This window comes from Duganella sp. S19_KUP01_CR8, from assembly GCF_036688705.1.
In the GTDB taxonomy this organism is placed as follows: Bacteria; Pseudomonadota; Gammaproteobacteria; order Burkholderiales; family Burkholderiaceae_D; genus Rugamonas.
Map to the genome: position 1 here is coordinate 102,657 of NZ_JAQQPR010000014.1, position 20,620 is coordinate 123,276.

22 protein-coding genes are annotated in these 20,620 nt (G+C 64.0%); 10 read left to right on the top strand and 12 right to left on the bottom strand.

Annotation, left to right across the window (positions count from 1 at the left end):
* Window positions 1–10: 10 nt before the first annotated feature.
* Complete coding sequence (locus tag V6M89_RS15685; protein WP_332854029.1) at window positions 11–919, bottom strand: NAD kinase; 909 nt, start codon at window positions 917–919, stop codon at window positions 11–13.
* Between the two features lie 147 nt (window positions 920–1,066).
* Window positions 1,067–2,155 carry a DUF3667 domain-containing protein gene (locus tag V6M89_RS15690; RefSeq protein ID WP_332854030.1) on the bottom strand — a complete coding sequence of 363 codons (1,089 nt, stop codon included), beginning with the start codon at window positions 2,153–2,155 and terminating at the stop codon, window positions 1,067–1,069.
* Between the two features lie 143 nt (window positions 2,156–2,298).
* On the opposite strand from V6M89_RS15690, the gene V6M89_RS15695 reads away from it, so the two are divergent.
* From V6M89_RS15695 to gloA, 4 genes are read left to right on the top strand one after another with little or no spacing between them, the layout of a single operon-like run.
* Entirely contained in the window at window positions 2,299–2,550 is a 252-nt protein-coding gene (locus tag V6M89_RS15695; RefSeq protein ID WP_332854031.1) for a hypothetical protein, read from the top strand.
* 11 nt (window positions 2,551–2,561) lie between these two features.
* Complete coding sequence (locus V6M89_RS15700; protein ID WP_332854032.1) at window positions 2,562–3,878, top strand: PQQ-dependent sugar dehydrogenase; 1,317 nt, start codon at window positions 2,562–2,564, stop codon at window positions 3,876–3,878.
* 12 nt (window positions 3,879–3,890) lie between these two features.
* A complete protein-coding gene (locus tag V6M89_RS15705; protein ID WP_332854033.1) occupies window positions 3,891–4,322 on the top strand; it encodes an OsmC family protein in 432 nt (143 codons plus the stop codon).
* A gap of 58 nt (window positions 4,323–4,380) precedes the next feature.
* Complete coding sequence (gene gloA / locus V6M89_RS15710; RefSeq protein ID WP_116992071.1) at window positions 4,381–4,788, top strand: lactoylglutathione lyase; 408 nt, start codon at window positions 4,381–4,383, stop codon at window positions 4,786–4,788.
* Between the two features lie 56 nt (window positions 4,789–4,844).
* On the opposite strand, the gene V6M89_RS15715 is transcribed toward gloA, so the two are convergent.
* The 6 genes from V6M89_RS15715 to V6M89_RS15740 form a co-directional block, all read right to left on the bottom strand.
* On the bottom strand, window positions 4,845–6,161 hold the full coding sequence (locus tag V6M89_RS15715) for a TolC family outer membrane protein (protein ID WP_332854034.1): 1,317 nt from the start codon (window positions 6,159–6,161) through the stop codon (window positions 4,845–4,847).
* An 88-nt stretch (window positions 6,162–6,249) separates the two neighbouring features.
* The gene (locus V6M89_RS15720; protein ID WP_161007007.1) at window positions 6,250–6,573 is read right to left on the bottom strand and encodes a rhodanese-like domain-containing protein; all 324 of its coding nucleotides are present in this window, start codon (window positions 6,571–6,573) and stop codon (window positions 6,250–6,252) included.
* A gap of 15 nt (window positions 6,574–6,588) precedes the next feature.
* Window positions 6,589–7,242 carry a protein-L-isoaspartate O-methyltransferase family protein gene (locus V6M89_RS15725; protein ID WP_332854035.1) on the bottom strand — a complete coding sequence of 218 codons (654 nt, stop codon included), beginning with the start codon at window positions 7,240–7,242 and terminating at the stop codon, window positions 6,589–6,591.
* A gap of 169 nt (window positions 7,243–7,411) precedes the next feature.
* Entirely contained in the window at window positions 7,412–8,056 is a 645-nt protein-coding gene (locus V6M89_RS15730) for a TetR/AcrR family transcriptional regulator (RefSeq protein ID WP_332854036.1), read from the bottom strand.
* Window positions 8,057–8,158: 102 nt separating this feature from the next.
* A complete protein-coding gene (locus V6M89_RS15735; RefSeq protein ID WP_332854037.1) occupies window positions 8,159–11,041 on the bottom strand; it encodes a bifunctional diguanylate cyclase/phosphodiesterase in 2,883 nt (960 codons plus the stop codon).
* Window positions 11,042–11,285: 244 nt separating this feature from the next.
* A complete protein-coding gene (locus V6M89_RS15740; protein ID WP_332854038.1) occupies window positions 11,286–11,672 on the bottom strand; it encodes a response regulator in 387 nt (128 codons plus the stop codon).
* Window positions 11,673–12,070: 398 nt separating this feature from the next.
* Between V6M89_RS15740 and V6M89_RS15745 the strand changes: the two genes are divergently transcribed.
* From V6M89_RS15745 to V6M89_RS15765, 5 genes are all read left to right on the top strand, one after another.
* Window positions 12,071–12,286 carry a cold-shock protein gene (locus V6M89_RS15745; protein WP_332854039.1) on the top strand — a complete coding sequence of 72 codons (216 nt, stop codon included), beginning with the start codon at window positions 12,071–12,073 and terminating at the stop codon, window positions 12,284–12,286.
* A gap of 263 nt (window positions 12,287–12,549) precedes the next feature.
* Window positions 12,550–13,281 (top strand): Crp/Fnr family transcriptional regulator, encoded by a 732-nt coding sequence (locus V6M89_RS15750; RefSeq protein WP_332854040.1) that lies wholly within the window; start codon window positions 12,550–12,552, stop codon window positions 13,279–13,281.
* Between the two features lie 46 nt (window positions 13,282–13,327).
* A complete protein-coding gene (locus V6M89_RS15755; RefSeq protein WP_332854041.1) occupies window positions 13,328–15,403 on the top strand; it encodes an ATP-binding protein in 2,076 nt (691 codons plus the stop codon).
* Window positions 15,403–16,236 (top strand): response regulator, encoded by an 834-nt coding sequence (locus V6M89_RS15760; protein WP_332854042.1) that lies wholly within the window; start codon window positions 15,403–15,405, stop codon window positions 16,234–16,236. The genes V6M89_RS15755 and V6M89_RS15760 overlap by 1 nt, the downstream gene beginning before the upstream one ends.
* 209 nt (window positions 16,237–16,445) lie before the next feature.
* On the top strand, window positions 16,446–17,144 hold the full coding sequence (locus V6M89_RS15765) for a substrate-binding periplasmic protein (protein ID WP_332854043.1): 699 nt from the start codon (window positions 16,446–16,448) through the stop codon (window positions 17,142–17,144).
* 40 nt (window positions 17,145–17,184) lie between these two features.
* Here V6M89_RS15765 and V6M89_RS15770 read toward each other — a convergent pair whose 3' ends face one another.
* Together V6M89_RS15770 and V6M89_RS15775 are read right to left on the bottom strand one after the other, a co-directional pair.
* Window positions 17,185–17,757 (bottom strand): flavodoxin family protein, encoded by a 573-nt coding sequence (locus tag V6M89_RS15770; RefSeq protein WP_332854044.1) that lies wholly within the window; start codon window positions 17,755–17,757, stop codon window positions 17,185–17,187.
* Window positions 17,758–17,772: 15 nt separating this feature from the next.
* Window positions 17,773–18,219: an ester cyclase gene (locus V6M89_RS15775; RefSeq protein ID WP_332854045.1), complete on the bottom strand. Its 447-nt coding sequence runs from the start codon at window positions 18,217–18,219 to the stop codon at window positions 17,773–17,775.
* Window positions 18,220–18,314: 95 nt separating this feature from the next.
* On the opposite strand from V6M89_RS15775, the gene V6M89_RS15780 reads away from it, so the two are divergent.
* Complete coding sequence (locus V6M89_RS15780; protein ID WP_332854046.1) at window positions 18,315–19,247, top strand: LysR family transcriptional regulator; 933 nt, start codon at window positions 18,315–18,317, stop codon at window positions 19,245–19,247.
* Here the strand turns inward: V6M89_RS15780 and V6M89_RS15785 are convergent.
* Window positions 19,231–20,034 carry a DUF2145 domain-containing protein gene (locus tag V6M89_RS15785; protein WP_332854047.1) on the bottom strand — a complete coding sequence of 268 codons (804 nt, stop codon included), beginning with the start codon at window positions 20,032–20,034 and terminating at the stop codon, window positions 19,231–19,233. The two genes, V6M89_RS15780 and V6M89_RS15785, sit on opposite strands and share 17 nt — an antisense overlap.
* Window positions 20,031–20,513, bottom strand: a complete 483-nt coding sequence (locus tag V6M89_RS15790; RefSeq protein WP_332854048.1) for a hypothetical protein — start codon at window positions 20,511–20,513, stop codon at window positions 20,031–20,033. The genes V6M89_RS15785 and V6M89_RS15790 overlap by 4 nt, the downstream gene beginning before the upstream one ends.
* Between the last annotated feature and the right edge of the window lie 107 nt (window positions 20,514–20,620).

A 20,620-nucleotide genomic window follows, 5' to 3' on the forward strand; every position in this document is an offset into this window, starting at 1 on the left:
CCTGGTGAGGTTAATTGAGTTTGCCTTCAGCGGAAGGATGTTCATTCCAGTGCAGCTTTTCGCGCAGCGTGTTGTAGTAGCTCCAGCCTTCCGGATGCAGGAAGGTGATCGAGTGCGGCGAACGCTGGATGATGATCTGGTCCTGCGCGGTCAGGCTGGCGAAGGTCTGCATGTCGAAATTGACCGAGATGTCGCGCCCGCGCACGATCTCGATCACGATCGCGCTCGATTCGGGCAGCACGATCGGACGGTTCGACAGCGCGTGCGGCGCGATCGGCACCAGCACGATGCCGCCCAGGCTGGGATGCAGCAGCGGCCCGCCGGCCGACAGCGCGTACGCGGTGGAACCGGTCGGGGTCGAGATGATCAAGCCGTCGGAGCGCTGGTTGTACATGAAGTGGCCGTCGACGTCGACCCGCAGCTCGGCCATGCCGGCGCCGGCGCCGCGCGACACCACGACATCGTTGACGGCCAGGCCGACGTGGATGGTTTCGCCGTTGCGCACCACGCGCCCTTCGAGCAGCGTGCGGCGCTCGGCCTTGTAGCGGCCGGCCAGGATCTTGGGCAGCACGTCGAGCATGGCGTCGAGCGGGATGTCGGTCATGAAGCCCAGGCGGCCCTGGTTGATGCCGATCAGCGGCACGTCGAACGGCGCCAGCTGGCGCGCGATGCCCAGCATGGTGCCGTCGCCGCCCATGATGATGGCGGCGTCGCAGTGGGCGCCGATTTCGGTGGCGCTCATGACCCGCACGCCCGCCATCTCGAAGCCGAGATGGGCGGCGGTCTGCTCTTCAAACACCGCCGTGTAGCCGTCCTTTTGCAGGAAATCGACCACGCTGCGCACCGATTCGGCGATGCCGTCGGTGTTCTGGCGCACGACCAGTGCGATGGTTTGATAAACGGCGGGCGTGGCGGTCATAAAAATCTCGGCAAAAGGGTGAGGTCGGCGACACGCAGCAGAGTAACCCATAACGCAGGCTTCTGCTATTACCCGCCCGCCTCACAACTGTACATTTAAACAGTATTTTGCGCAGTATAGTGTGCCGGCGGCCAGACTGCAAGGACCTCAGTGGCCGCCGACGCTCATGATCCCGCCCAGCATCGACAGCAGGATCGCCAGGCCGACCGCCATCGAATAGAAGGTCATCAGCGTACCCCAGCGGAAGAACACGCCCCAGCGGCTGCCGCCGTACACGCGCCGCATGGCCCACGGCAGGTAGCCCAGCAGCCAGCACCACAGCACGAAACTGACGAGGCCGAACGGCACCAGCAGGATCACGCTGTAGATGAAGAAGGCGAAGGCGTTGGTGTGCAGCGCGAACAGCAGGTGCTCGCCGAAGCGCTTGCCCGAGCCGAGGTACAGCACCTTAAGGAACAGCGCGAACACCGGCATCAGGCAGAAGATCGCATACGGCGCGTAGTGGTAGAAGCCTTCCGTGAAGACCTTGCCCTTTTCGCTGCCCGGCAGGTCTTCGAACGCCTGCCATTTGTGCCTGAGCTTCGGCCAGCGGTTCAGGAAATCGCCGTTCTTGTCCAGCACGGTGAAGTTGAGATCATTCATGTCCTCGTCCTTCTTCCGATCCGCCTCCTTGCCGCGCTTGGCTTCGCGCACGGCGGCGCTGGACGCCTCCAGCTTGAATTCTTTTTGCATGTCGTTGATCGCCGCTTCAGCGGCGGCCTTGCCGCGCTGCTCCTCCGGCGTCAGCGCCTTGAGCTTCTCGGCCGCCTTGGCCTGCACATCGGCGACCTTGCCCACCGCGTCCGCCGTACCGGACGCCACCACCGTCTCCGGCTTGTCGTTGTCGCCCACGCCCGGATCGAAGCCGCCGGAGAATTTCATGATCGCGAAGAACAGCAAGCTTAGCGTCAGGTACAGGCGCAGCGGCTGCACGAAGCGTACCCGGCGGCCGCGGATATATTCCAGCGTCAGCGCGCCGGGGCGGAACAGCAGGCGCATCACCGTGCCCCACAACCTGCCCTCCAGCGCCACGTAATGGCCGACGAACTCGTGCAGGAACTCGCGCGTGCTGGCGTGGTGCAGGATGGCTTCCTGGCCGCAGTTCGAGCAAAAGTGGCCGCTGACCACCGCCTCGCAGTTGGGGCAGTTGGCCGACGGCGCGTGGGCGTCGTGTTCCGAAGTCACAGCAGTGCTCATGCAAACATCCTGATCGTAAAAGCGTGGAAAAAAGTGAACAAATGATAAACGACTTCAGGGGATAGTTGTCAGGATTCAATGCTGCGACGGCGGAAAAAACAACTGGTTAAGATGGGACACAACCACAGCATCTGGAGAACGTCATGAAAGACGCGCACGTCAACACGGACGCCAAGGTCGAGAACGACGGCGTCAAACGCCTGCCGCACGAGCGCGACGAAGCGCCGGACGCCCAGGATGCCAAGCCGCGCAACGTCATGAAGCAGGCCGCCAGCGACATCGAACGGGGTCTGGTCGATACCGACCTGCACAACCAGCCCGGCGTGGAAAAAACCCGTGCCCCCGGGCCCGTCCCCGCCACCGCCCAGCCGCAACCCGGCAACAAGCGCGACTGACCGGCGCCACCATGAAATCCATCCACGCGGCCATTGCCGCCCTGCTGGCCTCGCCGGCGGTATTTGCCCAGACCTATCCGACCGGCTACGGCCCCAACGCCGTGCTGCCGGAACCGCAGCGCACGCTGATCCCCACCGTCAACGTGGCGCCGGCCGAAGCCTGGAAAGGCCAGGACCAGCCGCGCACCGCGCCCGGCTTCCACGTCACCGCCTATGCGCGCGGCCTCGAACATCCGCGCTGGGTGTACCCGCTGCCCAACGGCGACGTGCTGGTGGCCGAGACCAACGCCCCACCCAAGCCCGACGACGGCAAGGGCATCAAGGGCAAGATCATGCAGTATGAGATGAAGAAGGCCGGCGCCGTCACGCCGTCGGCCAACCGCATCACGCTGCTACGCGGGCTGGACGCCAGCGGCGCGGCGCAAAGCAAGACCGTCTTCATCAAGGATTTGAATTCGCCGTTCGGCATGGCGCTGGTCGGCAACAACCTGTACGTGGCCGACACCGACGCCATCCTGCGCTTCCCCTACCAGGAAGGCGCGACCTCGATCAATGTGCCCGGCGTCAAGGTGATGGACCTGCCGGCCGGCACCATCAACCACCACTGGACCAAGAACGTCATCGCCAGCCCGGACGGCAAGTACCTGTATGTCACGGTCGGCTCCAACAGCAACGTCGGCGAGAATGGCATCGATGCCGAGACCGGCCGCGCCGCCATCTGGCAGCTGGAGCTCGCCACCAGCAAGGCGCGCCTGTACGCGACCGGCCTGCGCAACGCCAACGGCATGGGCTGGGAACCGCACAGCAAAACCCTGTGGACCACGGTCAACGAACGCGACGAATTGGGCAACGACCTGGTGCCGGACTACATGACCTCGGTGCAGGAAGGCGGCTTCTACGGCTGGCCCTACAGCTACTACGGCCAGCACGTCGACCGCCGCGTCGCGCCGCAGAAGCCGGAGCTGGTGGCCAAGGCGATCGCGCCCGACTACGCGCTGGGCGGCCACACCGCCTCGCTGGGGCTGGCGTTCTACGACGCCGCCCTGTTCCCCCGCTCTTACCAGGGCGGCGTGTTCATCGGCCAGCACGGCTCGTGGAACCGCAAGCCCCACAGCGGCTACAAGGTGGTGTTCGTGCCTTTCGCCGGCGGCAAGCCGTCCGGCCCGCCGCAAGATTTCCTGTTCGGCTTCCTCGACAACACCGGCAAGGCGCATGGGCGTCCGGTCGGCGTGGCGGTCGACAAACAAGGCGCGCTGCTGGTGGCGGACGACGTCGGCAACATCATCTGGCGCGTGGCGCCTTCCGCTACCACAACCGCAGGCAAATAAGGAGTCAACATCATGATCAGCAAACACACGGGTTCGGCAGTATGGAGCGGTGGCCTGAAAGACGGCGGCGGCAAGATTTCCACGCAAAGCGGCGTCATGGACAACGTCGAGTATGGCTTTCACTCGCGCTTTGAGGACGGCCCCGGCACCAATCCGGAGGAGCTGATCGGCGCCGCGCACGCGGGCTGCTTCACGATGGCCCTGTCCGGCATCCTGGCCGAGGCCGGCTTGACGGCGCAAAACCTCAGCACCACGGCCACCGTCACGCTGGACAAGGTGGACGGCAACTTCGCCATCACCGAAGTCCACCTGAACCTGGTGGCCAGGATCGCCGGCGCCGACCAGCAGAAATTCGAGGCGGCGGCGCTCAAGGCCAAGGACAACTGCCCCGTGTCCAAGCTGCTCAACACCCACATCACGCTGGACGCGCGGCTCGAGAGCTGAGCAGGGTTGCGGCAAAACGCATAGAATTCTGGTTTATCCGTTCCCACGAAAGACCTCTATGCGTATTCTGCACACCATGCTGCGCGTCGGCGACCTCCAGCGCTCGATCGATTTCTACACCAAGGTACTCGGCATGAAGCTGCTGCGCACCAGCGACAATCCCGAGTACCAGTACACGCTGGCCTTCCTCGGCTACGGTTCCAACCCGGAGCATGCCGAGCTGGAGCTGACCTACAACTACGGCCAGACCAGCTACGAGCTGGGCACCGCCTACGGCCACATCGCGATCTCGGCCGACGACATCGTCAGCGCCTGCAGCGCCGTCAAGGCCAACGGCGGCGCCGTCACGCGCGAGCCGGGCCCGGTCAAGGGCGGCTCGACGGTGATCGCCTTCGTCACCGACCCCGACGGCTACAAGATCGAATTGATCGAACGCAGTTTCGACGGCCAGGGCGCCGGACTCTAAAAAAAAACGCCGGTTCAGAAACTGAACCGGCGTTTTTGTATCAAGCTCAGCGCAGCTTAGTGCGCCAGCAGGGCGTTGATCGGCGCCAGGTCGTCTTCCTTCAGCGAACCGGCGGCCGACTTCAGGCGCAGGCCGTTCATGATGGTGTCGTAACGGGCCTTGGCCAGGTCTTTCTGGGTCGAGTACAGCAGCTTCTGGGCATTCAGCACGTCGATGTTGATGCGCACGCCGACCTGGTAGCCCAGCTTGTTCGAATCCAGCGACGACTTGCTCGACACTTCGGCCGCTTCCAGCGCCTTGACCTGCGCCAGGCCGCTGTTCATGCCCAGGTAGGCCGAACGGGCGTTCTGCGAGGCGGCGCGCTTGGTCGCTTCCAGGTCGTTGCGGGCCTTGTCTTCCAGCGCGATGGTTTCGCGCACCTTGCTGGTGACGGCGAAGCCGCTGAAGATCGGCACGTTCCAGCTGACGCCGATGGCGTTGTTGTTGGAACGCTGGACGCCGGTGGTGTTCTGGTGCGTGGTGCTGGCGATCAGGTTGGCGGTCGGCATGTGGTTGGCGCGGTTGCGCTCGATTTCACGCTTGGCGATTTCCACGTTCAGCTTGGCGGCCACGACGGCGTAGTTCTGGCTCTCGGCCGAGCTGACCCACGGTTCCACCGCGGCCGGCGACGGCGCGTTGATCGCCACGCCGGTGCGCAGCGGCGCCAGTGCGCCCGGGGTCTGGCCGATGATCGTTTGCAGCGCGGTGCGCTTGTTGTCCAGGTCGTTGATGGCGGCAAATTCCTGCGCCACCACCAGGTCGTACGCGGCCTGCGCCTCGTGGGTGTCGGTGATGGTCTGGGTGCCGACTTCGAAGTTGCGCTTGGCCGAGGCCAGCTGTTCAGTGGTCGCCACTTTCTGCGCCTGGGTCGAGGTCAGGTTGTCCTGCGCCGTCAGCACGTCGAAATAGGCTTGCGCCACGCGGGTGATCAGGTCTTGCTGGGCCTGGGCGAAGGTGGCTTCGGCGGTGGCCTGCGCCAGCTTGCTCTGCTGGTAAGTCTGCCAGTTGGCCCAGTTGAACAGCGGCTGGCTCAGTTGCACGGTGTAGGAGTTGCTGTGGTTGTCGACATCGTTCTTGGTCATGATGCCAAGGAAGTTGGGCGCGGTCTGGTCGCCGGAGTTGCGGGTATTGGTGCCGTTGGCCGAAATGCTCGGCAGCAGGCCGGAGCGCCCCTGGGTAATCCGTTCCTGACCGGCGGTCAGCGACGAGCGGGCGCTGGCGTACGTGGCGTCGTTGGCCAGCGCTTGCTGATATACCTGGATCAGGTCGGCCGCCTGTGCGTTGAGCGTCAAGAAGGCGCTGGTGATCAGCACGGCGATAAGGGGTCTCTGCATTGCATTCTCCGTTGGAGTCATCAAAAAAAGTTGATCAAATCAAAAACACACTACCCTAGCGCCGCGCTCGTTACTAGCGCCGCGGCACTTAATACTTGGCCATCGTGCTGTCGACTTGGAGCGCCCAGGCGTGGATGCCGCCGGTCAGGTTGACCATCTTGCCGAAGCCGTTACGCTCCAGGAAGGCGGCCACCTGCATGCTGCGCGCGCCGTGATGGCAGATGCAGACGATGGCCGCATCCTCATCCAGGTCGTCTATGCGCGCCGGTATGGTATTCATCGGGATCTGCACCGAGCCGTCGATACGGCAGGTTTCAAATTCCCAGTTTTCCCGCACGTCCAGCAACATCGGGCTGGGCCGTGCATCGTCCGCCAGCCAGTCGGCCAGTTCCAGAGCGGTGATCTGCTGCATGCTGGTCCGCCTTGCTTAAAACTTGAACTGCGACGGCTGCGTGGCCGAGGCCAGCGCTTTCACGTCGGTTTCAAACAGCGTGCGGGTGTCGTAGCCGGCTTCGCCGGTACGGGTGATCAGCTGCGCCTTCATCGCCGGCGACTGGCCGATGATGGCCGCCAGACGGCCGCCCACTTTCAATTGTTGCAACAACGCCGGCGGCAGCTCCGGCAGCGAGCCGGTCACCACGATCACGTCGAACGGCGCGCCGTTGGTCCAGCCCTGGGCGCCATTGCCCAGTTCCACGGTCACATTGGTGACGCCGTTGTCGGCCAAATTCTGTTCCGCCAGCGCTTTCAGCTCCGCCGACACTTCCACCGCCGTCACGTGACGGCCCTTGTGCGCCAGCAGCGCCGCCAGGTAGCCGGAGCCGACGCCGATTTCCAGCACGCTCTCATGCTTCTTGACGTTGACGTCTTGCAGCAGACGGGCTTCCACCTTCGGGTTCAGCATGGAAACGCCGCCCGGCAGCGGGATTTCGGTGTCCGCAAACGCCAGCGCCTTGTGCGCGGCCGGCACGAAATTCTCGCGTTTCACCACCATCAGCAGATCCAGCACACTCGTGTCCAGGACGTCCCAAGGGCGGATTTGCTGTTCGATCATGTTGAAGCGGGCTTGTTCGATATTCATCTTAAGACTCTGGTCGGATTAAATAATCCGTCATTTTATCGTTGAACTGGCATCGAGGCACATATTAACGATATGACGGCGGGTTCGCGGGAAATTGCGACAGTCTGCAGTTTAAGGGGGTTGAACCTACCAAAATGGCAAGTTGGGCGCAAATCGCGGGCTGGGCGGCTCACGGCTTGGGCGCTTCCAGGCCGCGCAGGGTGACGTCGATCAGCGTCGCCATGAAGGCTTGCGGGTCGATCGCCGGCATCTCGCAGGTCGGCATGAAGGAGTGGGTCCACATCATCAGCATCAGCACCGGCGCCACCAGCACCGGCGTCATCACGGCCGGATCGACCGGGCGGAACTCGCCGCGCGCGATGCCGCGCACCAGCACACTGGCGATCAGGCCGTTGCCGCGGGCCACCACGTCCTCGTTGTAGAACTGCGCCAATTCGGGGAAGTTATTGCCTTCGGCGAGCATCAGCTTGGTGATGCCGGCCAGGTGGGTGGCGCAGATCTGGTTCCACCACTTCATCAGGATGGCGCGCAGCAGCTCGGCGCTGGGGCCCTCGAACACGGCCGCTTCCTGCTCGGCCTCGCCGATGGCGTGCACGATGTTTTCGCGCACCACGGCCTTGAACAGTTCTTCCTTGTTGGCGAAATACAGGTACAGCGTGCCCTTGGACACGCCGGCGCGCTTGGCCACGTCCTCCAGGCGCGTGCCGGCATAGCCGCGCTCGACGAACTGGTCCAGCGCCGCCGCCAGCAATTCCTGCGGCCGCGCATCCTTGCGCCGCTCCCAGCGTGGCTTGGTATCTTGAGGGGCTTGCATGGGTGTACTCGATTTTAACTTACTTATAAGTCATTAATATAAGCGCAAGCAGGTCCAGCGTCAAGCAGCGCCAGCGTCGGCGGCAGGCCGCTCCAGCCCGGCTTACAGGCGAGGCGGCTCGGCCGGCAGGGTCGGCAGGCGCCGGTCCAGGCGCAACAGCTGCTCGAATTCGTCGGCATTGATCGGACGACTGTAGTAATAGCCTTGCATCAGGTCGCAGCCTTCGGACCGCAGAAAATCGAGCTGCGCCTCGTTTTCCACGCCTTCCGCGATCACCTGCAAGCGCAGGCTATGGGCCAGCGTGACGATAGCGCGCACGATGGAGGCGCTGTCGGCGTCCATCGTCAGTTCGCGCACGAAGGACTGGTCTATCTTGAGCACATCGATGGGAAAACGCCGCAGATACGACAGGCTGGAATAGCCGGTGCCGAAATCATCGATCGAGATATGCACGCCGAGCGCCTTCAGATCGCGCAGGATGTCGATCGCGCTGTCGACATCGCTCATCACCGTGCCTTCGGTCAATTCCAGCTCCAGCAGCTGCGGCATCATGCCGGTTTCCCGCAGCAGGTCGGCGATCGATTGCACCAGCGTATGCTGGACGAACTGGCGCGGCGACAGGTTGACCGCCACCCGCAGCGCCGGCCAGCCGGCGCGCTGCCACGCCATGGTCTGCAGGCAGGCGGTGCGCAGCACCCAGGCGCCGATCGGGATGATCAAGCCCATGTCCTCGGCCAGGCCGATGAAGCGGGTCGGCGCGATCATCCCCTGGGTTGGATGATTCCAGCGCAGCAGCACCTCCATCCCGACGATCTGGCCGCTGCTTAAGCTCAGTTGCGGCTGGTAATGCAGCACGAATTCCTCGCGCTCCAGCGCGCGCCGCAGATCGGCCTCGATTTTCAACCGGTCCAGCGTGCGCTCGTTCATCTGCGCGGTGTAGAACTGGAAAACGTTGCGCCCCATTTCCTTGGCGCGGTACATGGCGATGTCGGCGCAGCGGGTCAGGCTGTCGGCGCTGTCGCCGTCGGTCGGGTAGGTCGCCACGCCGACGCTGCAGGTGAGGAAGAATTCGTGGTCCTGCACCAGGATCGGCAGCGCCACCGCCTCCATGATGCGGGTCAGCACGGCGACGCCGGTGCCGTCCTCGGGATTCTCCGGCAGCACCAGCATGAATTCGTCGCCGCCCAGGCGCGCCACGGTGTCCGTTTCGCGCACGCAGCCCAGCAGGCGCGCGGCCATGATTTTCAGCAGGCTGTCGCCCGCCTCGTGGCCCAGTGTGTCGTTGACGAACTTGAACCGGTCCAGGTCCAGGAAAGCGATCCAGAACGAGCTGTTGCGGCGCCGCCCGCCGGCGATGGCGTCATTCAAGCGCGTCCGCAGCAAATTGCGGTTGGCCAGGCCGGTCAGGCTGTCGTGGGTGGCCTGGTACTCGATCTCGGCCTCGTAACCCATCGCCGCCGAAATATCGTACTGGGCCACCACGAAATGGCTGACGGCGCCGCTCTGGTCCTGCACCGGCGCCACGAACAGATCGCTCCAGTAGCCGCCGCCGTCCTTGTGGTGATGGCGCACCAGCGCATGGCCTTCGCTCTGCTCGCGCAAGGCGGTGTGGATCTGCTCGATATTGCCCTGATATTGCTGGCTGCCGTGCAGGAAATCCAGGCTGCGTCCCAGCACCTCCTGCGCGCTGAAGCCGGTGATGCGTTCGAACGCAGGATTGACGTATTCGATCGGGTACTCCGGCGCCTGGGCGCTGCACAGGATGATGGCGTTGGCCGACACCTCGATCACGCGCTCGCGCAGTCGCAGCCCCTGCTCGGTTTGGGCGCGCTGGGCGACATCCTCGGCCAGGCGCAGATTGGCAAACTCCAGCGCGGCGGTACGTTCGCGCGTGACCCGCTCGATGGTGGCGATGCGCGACACCAGCGCATACACATAGGCCGCCGCCAACGCGGTCGACAGCAAGCCGCCCAGCAGCGCGTACAGCGAAGCATTGTGGCCGTCGGCGAAGAACATTTCCGCCTGGCTGGCCTCGACCAGCAAGGCCTGGTTGGCCAGCGCGAAGCGCAACGTCAGCGGCGCCGGGCGGTCAAAGAACAGCCACTCCGGCAACACGGACCGGCTCCGCGCCAGGCCGGCCGGCGTGGCCGGCGCGGCGCCATAGCGCGCGATCAGGCGCGGCGCCGCGCCGTCCGGCGCGGCATACAACAGCATGCTCATGCCTTGCTGCGGCGCGAAGCCCTGCGCCTGCAGCACGGGTTCAAGCAGGCTGTCGGCGCGGAACTCGGCGACGATTTCACCGATCGCCGCGCGCTGGCGCGCCGCGGCGGTGTCGATCGGCGCTCCCTGCCAGAACACCGGCGACAGCACGCGGAAGCCAGCCTGCCGGCCGCCGGCGAACAGCAGCGGCAGCACGCCGGTGGCGGCCATGCCGCCGCGCTCGCGCGACAGGCGCCGCGCCGCCGCCACTTCCGGCATCGGCGCCGTATCCAGTCCCAGCATGCCTTCATTGCCGAACAGCGGTTCCAGGTAGTCGATGACGAGGTAGGCGTCGCGCGGGCCGGCGCCGCGTACGCGCCCGTCCGCCAGCTCCGTCAGCGCAAAGCCCGGATAGCGGCGGCGCATGGCCGCCTCGTAGGCGGCGCGGTCGCCGGACTGGATCAGACGCTGGAAGGACAGCCCCAGGATTTGTGGCGAGCGCTCCAGCAGCGGCGCGGTGAAGCGATGGAACTGTTCACGGCTGATGATGCCAAAGGTGGCGAACAACTGATTGAGCACGTCGATCTGGGCCACCGCGTCGCGCATGCCGCCGACCACCGCGTTGATGCGCAGCTTGGCGTTTTGCTGGAACTGGGCATTTTGCCGGGCCGCCTCGATTTGCCGGACGGTGACGAACAGGGCCGCCGTCAAGGCCAGGCCGATAAGCAGGGTCAGCAGGGCTGACAGCGACACGGAAAAGCGCACCCGCCGCATGAGCTTTTCCATTGCGCTCTCCTTGTTCTAGCTCCGCGGGTTCAGCGGATGGGCGGAAAATGGTGAGAGCGACACATTTCCAAGTTGGCAATAGAAGGACAATATCTTGCGCGCTCCGACGCGTGTTTCATTCTTGCACAGTTCAGCCTGGGGGCAAGGCATTATTTGAATTTCCCGCCGCGCGGCACGGCCGCCGCATGATCGTTCCAATCTTTGAATATCGGTTCAAGATTCGACCGGATAAACGCGGATAACGTTATTTCTCGCCCAGACTTGCCTCCAAGGCGGCATCGCCTTCGTTCAATAGTTTCTTTATCTGCAGCAGCAAGGATTCGGCTAAAAGCGGCTTGCCGATAAAAGCATCATAGCTGTCGCCGTAAGCGACCTGACTGCGCAACGATCCGCTCATCAGCAGAATCGGCAACGCGCTGCGGCTATAACGCTGGCGCAATTGCTGGCTTAATTCCAAACCGGTACGGCCGTGCATGATGCAGTCCGAGATCAGCAAATCCGGCTTTTGCTCGCCGATTTTTCTCAGCGCTTCCTCGGCGTCGTGGGCCACCTGCACATCGTAGCCGGAACTCTCCAATAACATCGCGAGGGTTTCCGCCAGATCGATATCGTCTTCCACTATTAAAATCATCGCCATCTCCGGTTATAGCCTTGGGTACCGAAGAAAATGATCGGCCGGGAACAAGCTGAGCCCTACTACATAGAGTTACCCATTATCAAAACAAGATCCGTACGCTAGCGTACATTCGACCAAGAGAATTTCCGGCGGGACAGGAAATATAAAATCCTTGTGCCGCGAGCCAATGGCTGCGTCGTTTTTTTGAATTAAATATATATATAACCTTAGGCAATTCGCCGCTAGCCATGTATAGTGCATCCCGTACTTGCATCAAGTCGTAATTTTGTTGGTCTCAACTCCGCATGGCTTTATACCAAGCCGTTCAGTTTTATCTCCTTCGGTTTTAATTTCTTGGTTCCAAGTGCCTGTATGGCAATGTCGCCTATATTTTTACAATTGAAGGAAAACTCATGAGCACTCAACAAACCGGTATCGTCAAATGGTTCAACGACGCCAAGGGCTTCGGCTTTATCACGCCGGATGCAGGTGGCGCAGACTTGTTCGCCCACTTCCAGGATATCCAATCGACCGGCTTCAAGAGCCTGTCCGAAAATCAGCGCGTCTCGTTTGAGCGCAGCGTCGGCCCCAAGGGCGAAAAAGCAGGCAATATCCAGGTCGTCAATTAATTATTGACCGGCCACGCTCCAACCGGCCGCGGACACCTGGCAGATAGCCAGGGTGCGGGGAAAATGGTTTAGCACGGCTTGTGCATTTAAAAAGCCCGCGTTGCGCGGGCTTTTTGACGCTTGGAAACAACACGTCCCGCGCATGCACGCGGTATCCGGAAGTCAAAGCTGGTACCGCCTATTGTGCGGGCGAAATAATAATTACGTGGTACGCTGGGCAAGGAGTCTTTCGTTTTTGAAATATTCCGCTCTAGGAATATTTAATGACTCATCTGAACGATCCCACACGCAACCTGCTGCTGAAGGTTTTGCCCGCCGAAGACTACGCGCGCCTGGCGCCCCATCTGGAACTGGTTCCGCTGCTGGTCGGCGATGCCTTGTACGAATCGGGCGACCGCCAGCACCATGTGTACTTTCCGGTCAGCGCCGTGATCTCGCTGCACTACTTGCTGGAAAACGGCGGCTCGTCCGAGATCGCCGGCGTCGGCAATGAAGGCATGCTGGGCGTGGCGCTGATCATGGGCGGCAACTCGACGCCCAGCCGCGCCGTGGTCCAGGCCAGCGGCGTCGCCTACCGCCTCAGCGCCGCGATCCTGTTGCAAGAGTTCGAACGCAGCGGTCCGTTGCAGCGTCTGCTGTTGCGCTACACCCAGGCATTGCTGACGCAAATGTCGCAGACGGCGGTCTGCAACCGCCACCACACCGTCGAACAGCAGTTGTGCCGGTGGTTGCTGCTCACCCTGGATCGCCTGCCGACCAATGAACTCAAGATCACCCAAGAGCTCATCGCCAATATGCTGGGCGTGCGGCGCGAAGGGGTGACGGTCGCCGCCGGCAAGTTGCAGAGCAATGGCTACATCAGCTACCGGCGCGGCCATATCACGGTGGTGCGGCGCGCCGGGCTGGAGCAGGATGTCTGCGAATGCTACGACGTCGTCAAACGGGAATTCGCCCGCCTGCTGCCTCCCGCGCCCGCCGCCGGCGCTCTCCGATAGCCGCCCGAGCGGACGTCACCCACCACACCCTTTCAGCGAAAGCGCTATGGACACTCACCAGCACACCGGCGACCGCCGCCTCTCCCCGCCGTTGCAGACCGACGTGCTCCAGCATGCCATCTTCAACAACGCGCATTTTTCCTACATCGCGACCGACGCGGCTGGCGTGATTCAGATATTTAACGTCGGCGCCGAGCGCATGCTGGGCTACCACGCCGGCGAGGTGGTCGGCATGGTCACCCCCGACAGCCTGGCCGACGCCGAAGAAATGCGCCAGCGCGCCGCCGCGCTGCGTAGCGAACTGGGCATCGAACTGCCGGCGGGCCTGCCGGCGCTGCTGGCCAAGGCCGCGCAAGGCGTCGAGGACGTCGTTGAATTGACCTTCCTGCGCAAGGATGGCGGCCGCCTCGCCGCCAGCGTCTCGATCAGCGCGCTGCGCGACGGGGAAGCCGCCATCATCGGCTATCTGCTGATCGGCACCGACAACACCGAGCGCAAGCGCGCCGAAGCGGAACAGGCGGTGCTGGACCAGCGCCTGCGCGACCAGCAGTTCTACACGCGCAGCCTGATCGAATCGAATATGGACGCGCTGATGACCTGCGATCCGCAAGGCCTGATCAGCGACGTCAATCACCAGATGGTGCTGCTGACCGGACGCAGCCGTGAACAGCTGATCGGCACGCCGTTCAAGACGTATTTCATCGACCCCGCGCAGGCCGACGCGGCGATCAGCCAGGTGCTGCGCGACGGCAAGGTCATCGATTGCGAACTGGTCGCGCTGGGCAGCGACGGCGTAGCGACGCCGGTGTCCTACAACGCCACCACCTTCCACGACCGCGACAACGCCCTGCAGGGCGTGTTCGCCGCCGCCCGCAACATCGCCGAGCGCAAGGAGCTCGAGCGCGTGCTGCAGGAGAAAAACGTCGAACTCGAAGGCGCCCGCGCGGCGGCCGAGAAGGCCAACCTGGCCAAATCCGAATTCCTGTCGAATATGAGCCACGAGCTGCGCACGCCGCTCAACGCCGTGCTCGGTTTTGCGCAATTGATGGAGACCGCGACGCCGCTGCCGTCGCCGGCGCAGAAGCTGTCCATCGAGCAAATCCTGAAAGGGGGCTGGTATCTGCTGCGCCTGATCAACGAGATCCTGGACCTGGCGATGATCGAATCGGGCAAGCTGTCGATGGTGCTGGAATCGATGTCGCTGTCCGATGTGCTGAAGGATTGCGAAGTGATGATCGCGCCGCAAGCCCTGTCACACGGCATCGCGATCGACTTCCCGGCCGGCGCCGATCCGTACTACGTGCACGCCGACCGCACCCGCATCAAACAAGTGCTGATCAACCTGCTCTCGAACGCCATCAAGTACAACCGCGACGACGGCAAGGCCAGCGTGCGCTGCACGCCGCTGCCCGGCGGACGGCTGCGCGTCAGCGTCGCCGACACCGGCATCGGCTTGTCCGCCGAGCAGCTCAAGCAGCTGTTCCAGCCGTTCAACCGCCTGGGGCAGGAAGCCGGCAGCGCCGAAGGCACCGGCATCGGCCTGGTGGTGACCAAGCAACTGGTGGAGCTGATGGGCGGCACGATAGGCGTCGACAGCGTGGTGGGCGAAGGCAGCACGTTCTGGTTCGAACTGGCCACCACCGCCGGCAACGCCGCCGCGCCGCCGACGGTGGCTCCCGCGCCCGAGCAGCGCACCAGCGGCGCAGCCCACGCCGCCTTGCGCACCCTGCTGTATGTCGAGGACAACCCGGCCAACCTGAATCTGGTGGAGCAGCTGATCGAGCGCCGCAGCGATCTGCGGCTGCTGGCCGCGGTCGACGGCCAGGGCGGCATCGATATCGCCCGCAGCGCGCTGCCCGACGTGATCCTGATGGATATCAATCTGCCGGGCATCAGCGGCCTGGATGCGCTGAAGATGCTGCGCGCCGACCGGCTGACCGCGCACATCCCGGTGCTGGCGCTGTCCGCCAACGCCATACAAACCGACATCGATCACGGCCTGAGCGCGGGCTTCTTCCGCTATCTGACCAAGCCGATCAATATTAACGAATTCATGACGGCGCTCGACGTGGCGCTGGACTACGCGGCCGGCAAGGCGCTGGACCACAAGGAGCAAGGCTGATGATCGCGCTATCGGAAATGCTGCAGGCGCATGTGCTGATCGTCGACGACCAGCACGCCAACGTGCTGCTGCTGTGCGAGTTGCTGCGCAATGCGGGCTACACCCGCGTCAGCAGCACCATGGATCCGACCGAGGTCGCCGGCCTGCATGCCGCGCACCGCTACGATCTGATCCTGCTGGACCTGCAGATGCCGGTGCTGGACGGCTTTGCCGTCATGGCGCAGCTGCAGGCCGTCGAACCGAGCGGCTACCTGCCGGTGCTGGTGCTGACGGCGCAGCCGAATCACAAGCTCAGGGCGCTGCAAGCGGGCGCGCGCGACTTCATCAGCAAGCCGTTCGACCTGGTGGAGGTGGAAACCCGCATCCGCAACATGCTGGAAGTGCGCTTGCTGTACCAACGGCTGGCGCAGCACAACCAGCTGCTGGAACAGACGGTGACCGAGCGCACCGCCGAACTGAGGGAGAGCGAGGCGCGCTTCAAGAGCTTCACCGAACTGTCGTCCGACTGGTACTGGGAACAGGACGCCAAGGGACGCTTCACCAATATCTCCGGGCCGGTGCTGGAAATGCTCGACCTGCAACTGGCGGACGACGGCCTGACCGCGATCGCCACGCCCGGCGGCCGGGACGCCGGGCAACGCCGGGAACTCGATGAGCTGATCGCCCGGCGCGAGCCCTTCATCGATTTCGTCTACCACCGCATCGATGCCGCCGGCGCCAGACAGTACCTGCAGGTCAGCGGCGAACCGCGCTTCGACCAGGCCGGGCGCTTCATCGGCTATCGCGGCATCGGCCTGGACATCACCGCGCGGGCGCCCGACACGCTGCCGTAAGCCGGCGCGCGCGCCGGCGATCCGAAAAATCAAACGGCGCGCGGATTGCGCGTCGGCGCGCTGCCCGCACGGCCATTAAAGGAACCACGCAAACACTCGTATAATGGCCTCAGGCGCACAAGTTTCTTGACGCCACACCAGAGGACCATTTGGAAATGAAGATGTTTCGTTTGCTGCTCTGGACGAGCTTGATATGTTGGGCGAGCACCGTGAGCGCGACCACCACGACGGTCACCTGCGTAACGGAGGAAAATCGCCCCGTCAATTTCCTGGAAAACGGCAAGGTCACCGGCTTCAGCACCGAGGTCGTCGAAGCCGTCCTCAAGGAAATCGACGTGGCGGCCGACATCCAGGTCATGCCTTGGGCGCGCGCCTATGCGACCGCCTTGCACGGGGAAAACGTGCTGATCTTCTCGATCATGCGGACGTCCGAGCGCGAGCATCTGTTCAAGTGGGTCGGCGTGGTCTCGCCGCCCGACGGTTCCTATTTGTTCGCCCTGCGCGAACGCAATCTCAAGCTCGACAATCTGGCCGACGCGCTGCGCTACAACATCGCCACCATCAACGGCGATGTGCGCGAGCAATACCTGGAGTCGAAGGGCTTCGTCAAGGGCCGCCAGTTGCATGGCAACGCCCAGCCAAAAACCAATTACGAAAAACTGAAGCTGGGGCGCGTCGATCTGTGGGCCATGAGCGACATGGTGGCGACGGACATTGTGCGGCGCGAAGGGAACGACCCGTCCAAAATACTGGTCCGGGCGCTGCAGTTGAGCGAATTGGGCAGCGGCGGCAGCTACATGGCGTTCGGGCCAAGGACCGACGATCTTTTGGTCGAACGTTTTCGCAAGGGCCTTGAAGTCATCAAGGCCAACGGCACGTTCGCCGCGCTGCAAAAGAAATGGTTCTAGCAGGGTGGGCGCGGCCGCGCCCACCTGCGCCGCCTGCGGGTCAGGCCAGGCGGGCCGCCAGTTCGGCCACCCGCTTGCCCAGCTGGCGGGCGGTTTCCAGGTCGCCGCTGCGCGGCGCTTCGTCCGGCGAGGCGTCCGACGGCGAGATCGCCAGCGCGCCGCCGAAGCCGGCGGTCCAGTTGACGTCGGCCGGGCCGTGTTCCTTTTTATTCGACGGCATCACGCCGGTGCCGACCCAGATCTGGCTGTGCTGCATGGCCAGCGTCCAGAAATACTGGATCGTCGAGAACTTGTCGCCGTTGACCGACGCCGAATTGGTGAAGCCGGCGGCCACCTTGTTCTTCCAGTTCTGCCCGAACCACGAGGCGGACGATTTGTCGGCGAACTTCTTGAACTGCCATGCCGGACCGCCCATGTAAGTCGGGCTGCCGTAGATGATGGCGTCGGCCTTGCCGATGGCGGCCAGCGCATCCTCGGACAGGTCGCCGTTCTGGTCGATCCGGAACACCTGCACTTCCGCACCGGCGACGCCGGCGGCGCCCTCCTGCACGGCCTCGGCCTGTTTGACGGTGTGGCCGTAGCCGCTGAAGTAAACGATCGCGATAGAAGTCATGATTTCCTTAAAAAATTAATGGACAGGAGGCCAGGCGCCCACCTGGTTCAGCATGCCGAACCAGTCTTCCAGATGCCAGGTATGGGTAATGCGGTCCGCCCCCAGATAATGAAACTCATGGATGGCAATTGCAATACCCTTATTGGTAGGGGCGATGCCGAAAAACTCGCCGCGATGGGTGCCGGTGATTTGCGCGCGCACGGCGGCGCGGCCGTCGCGGCCGAACATGTCGAGGATGGCGATGTGCACATCCGGGAAGGCGGCGCCGAACATCGCGACCACCGGCTTCATGCCGGCCAGGCCGGGCTGCTGGCCGGGTCCGAGCGGCGTGTCCTGCCAGTCCGGCATCAGCGCCTGGTCGAGCAGGTCGGGGTTGCGCTCGTTGAAGGCGCGGTATAGCGTTTCGATGGCTTGCTGCTGGGCCGTGGTCAGGCCGTTGTCGTGCATGGTCTGCATGGTCATGTTGGACTTTCTGTAGCGGTGAATGACCCGGCCACTGTAGCAATCCCCACCAACGCAAGTCCAATCGATAATTGATATGCAGTATCATCCACCACATGGATTTACATGGAATAGACCTCAACCTGCTGGTCGCCTTCGACGCCCTGATCTGCGAGCGCAACGTGACGCGTGCCGGCGTGCGCATCGGCCGCACCCAGCCCGCGATGAGCGCGGCGCTGGCGCGCCTGCGCCTGCTGCTGAAGGACGACTTGTTCGTGCGCAGCGCCAGCGGCCTGCAGCCGACGCCGCGCGCGCTGGAACTGGCCGGCCCTCTCAGCGAGGCGCTGGCCAGCATCCAGCGCACGCTGGAGTTCACGCAGGCCTTCGATCCGGCGCGCGCGACGGTGCGCTTCACGCTGGCGCTGTCCGATCATCCGGCCTTCATCGTGCTGCCGGCCCTGCTGCAACGGCTGGCGCAGCAGGCGCCCGGCGTCACGCTGCGGATCAAGGCCTACAGCGCGCGCGAGGATGCATTGGCCTTGCTCGACGCCGGCGAGGCCGACGCGGCGGTCGGCGTACCCGGCGGCAGCACGCCACGCATCCCGACGCTGCCGCTGTTCGAGGAACGCTTCGTCTGCGTGGCGCGCAAGGACCATCCGCTGGCGCAAAAGAAAATGACGCTGGCGCGTTTTTTAAGCTGCCAGCACCTGCTGGTGTCGCCCGAGGGCGATGGCGTCGGCCATGTCGACGTCAAGCTGGCGCAGTTGCAGCGCCGGCGCCAGATCGCCGTGACGCTGCCGCAGATGTACGCGGCGCCGGCCATCGTCGCCGGCAGCGACCTGCTGGCCACGCTGATGGAGGGCGTGGTGCATGCCAGCGGCCTGGCCGGCGCGCTGGCGGTGCTGCCGCTGCCGGACCTGGAGCTGGCGCCGGTGCCGTTCGTGCTGCACTGGCACCGCCGCAACGACGCCCATCCGGCCCAGCGCTGGCTGCGCGAGCAGATCGCGCTGGTGTGCCGCGAGCGGTATGGGGTCAGCGGCGCCCCTTGAGTTCCTGCACGGTCCAGCCCTCGTCGCGCGCGCGCAAAAAGGCCAGCAGCGAATCGACCGTGACGGCGTTGATGCGGTCGGAAAAACGCAGCGCGCTGGGATGGTCGTCGAACGCGATATTGGCCTTGAACACGCGGCCGCCAAGCCGCGTCAACGGACCGATATGCATCTCGGTCGGCGTGTAGCCGGCCATCTTCAGCCACGACTGCGCCTGCTCGCGCGTGCGGATGCGGAAGTCGCTGGCCTCGGCCGAGGCCAGCACCTCCAGCACCCACTGGTTGGAGTTCTGGTACTTGGTCGAGAACGGATATGCGACCATGCTGTAGCGGCTGCCGTGGAAGCCATGCAGCGCCGCCGGATCCCGCAATGCCTCGCCCAGTTTGGCGGCCAGCTTAGGCGGCGGCACGATCATCAGCGCGTCCAGCGTGTACGGGTTCTCCAGGAAAAAATTCGCCAGGCCGTCGACCCACAGCGCGGAATCGGCGGTGCCGCACTCGTTGAGCAATTCGTACACGCGCCATGGCTGCCCGGACGCACTGCGGAACGCCAGGCCGGCATGGCTGTACTTCAGACCATACTTGGACAGGTCCTGGCCCTGGCGCGCGATCAAGGCCACCTCGCTGCCGCTTGCGTCCAGCGCCGCCTGCAAGGCCTGGCCGGTGGCCAGCGCCTCGGTCAGCGAAGCCTGCGTCACCGGATGCTCTTCGCAAGAACGACCGGCATGCGCCGGCGCGGCGCCCAGCATGGCGATCAGCCCCGCCGCGCCCAACAGCGCCCGCACCCTCATTGCGGCGGCAGGCGCTTTTGCGACAACAGCGCCTCGCCCAGTGCGTTAGGAATAAAGGCCACGACCTTGCCCGATGCGACCAGCAGGGTGCCGGTGGTTTCCGACACCACCTGCACCGTGCTGCCCACCGACAGGCCGATCGCATCGACCGTCTTGCCGGCCAGCTTGACCGACAGCTTGGCCGCCGAGCCGACCGATGTCAGCACCACTTCGACCCCGCCCGCCACGCTCTGCGCGATGCCGCTGACGACGTACGCGCCACCGGCGACCACCGCGACCGAGCCGGCGGCCGGACCGGAATCGCCATGCCCCGAACCAGCCACGCTGACAACCGGCGCGGCCAGGATGGACATGGTGCCGACCGAGATTTTTTCGGAGGGTGTGAAGTTGGATACGCCGTTCTGCGCCAGCGCGGCGGCGGCGCTCAGCGCCAACGCGGCGCCGGCGATGGTGTTACGAAGTACTGCATGTGCTGTCAATTCCGTCTCCCTTAGAGTTCTTGGTGCCCGAAGCATAACATTAATATATGACCAACATTTATACGAATCGCCAAGCGGCGGCGAGTGGGCTACACTGTCGATCACAT

Excerpts from the sequence above, each read along its gene's own strand:
- V6M89_RS15705 (WP_332854033.1), top strand. The coding sequence starts at position 3,891 with ATGATCAGCAAACACACGGGTTCGGCAGTATGGAGCGGTGGCCTGAAA.
- V6M89_RS15725 (WP_332854035.1), bottom strand. The coding sequence starts at position 7,242 with ATGAATATCGAACAAGCCCGCTTCAACATGATCGAACAGCAAATCCGC.
- V6M89_RS15720 (WP_161007007.1), bottom strand. The coding sequence starts at position 6,573 with ATGCAGCAGATCACCGCTCTGGAACTGGCCGACTGGCTGGCGGACGAT.
- V6M89_RS15745 (WP_332854039.1), top strand. The coding sequence starts at position 12,071 with ATGAGCACTCAACAAACCGGTATCGTCAAATGGTTCAACGACGCCAAG.
- V6M89_RS15785 (WP_332854047.1), bottom strand. The coding sequence starts at position 20,034 with ATGAGGGTGCGGGCGCTGTTGGGCGCGGCGGGGCTGATCGCCATGCTG.
- V6M89_RS15775 (WP_332854045.1), bottom strand. The coding sequence starts at position 18,219 with ATGACCATGCAGACCATGCACGACAACGGCCTGACCACGGCCCAGCAG.
- V6M89_RS15700 (WP_332854032.1), top strand. The coding sequence starts at position 2,562 with ATGAAATCCATCCACGCGGCCATTGCCGCCCTGCTGGCCTCGCCGGCG.
- V6M89_RS15695 (WP_332854031.1), top strand. The coding sequence starts at position 2,299 with ATGAAAGACGCGCACGTCAACACGGACGCCAAGGTCGAGAACGACGGC.
- V6M89_RS15690 (WP_332854030.1), bottom strand. The coding sequence starts at position 2,155 with ATGAGCACTGCTGTGACTTCGGAACACGACGCCCACGCGCCGTCGGCC.
- V6M89_RS15730 (WP_332854036.1), bottom strand. The coding sequence starts at position 8,056 with ATGCAAGCCCCTCAAGATACCAAGCCACGCTGGGAGCGGCGCAAGGAT.
- V6M89_RS15750 (WP_332854040.1), top strand. The coding sequence starts at position 12,550 with ATGACTCATCTGAACGATCCCACACGCAACCTGCTGCTGAAGGTTTTG.
- V6M89_RS15735 (WP_332854037.1), bottom strand. The coding sequence starts at position 11,041 with ATGGAAAAGCTCATGCGGCGGGTGCGCTTTTCCGTGTCGCTGTCAGCC.
- V6M89_RS15740 (WP_332854038.1), bottom strand. The coding sequence starts at position 11,672 with ATGATTTTAATAGTGGAAGACGATATCGATCTGGCGGAAACCCTCGCG.
- V6M89_RS15760 (WP_332854042.1), top strand. The coding sequence starts at position 15,403 with ATGATCGCGCTATCGGAAATGCTGCAGGCGCATGTGCTGATCGTCGAC.
- V6M89_RS15770 (WP_332854044.1), bottom strand. The coding sequence starts at position 17,757 with ATGACTTCTATCGCGATCGTTTACTTCAGCGGCTACGGCCACACCGTC.
- V6M89_RS15715 (WP_332854034.1), bottom strand. The coding sequence starts at position 6,161 with ATGCAGAGACCCCTTATCGCCGTGCTGATCACCAGCGCCTTCTTGACG.
- V6M89_RS15780 (WP_332854046.1), top strand. The coding sequence starts at position 18,315 with ATGGATTTACATGGAATAGACCTCAACCTGCTGGTCGCCTTCGACGCC.
- gloA (WP_116992071.1), top strand. The coding sequence starts at position 4,381 with ATGCGTATTCTGCACACCATGCTGCGCGTCGGCGACCTCCAGCGCTCG.
- V6M89_RS15685 (WP_332854029.1), bottom strand. The coding sequence starts at position 919 with ATGACCGCCACGCCCGCCGTTTATCAAACCATCGCACTGGTCGTGCGC.
- V6M89_RS15755 (WP_332854041.1), top strand. The coding sequence starts at position 13,328 with ATGGACACTCACCAGCACACCGGCGACCGCCGCCTCTCCCCGCCGTTG.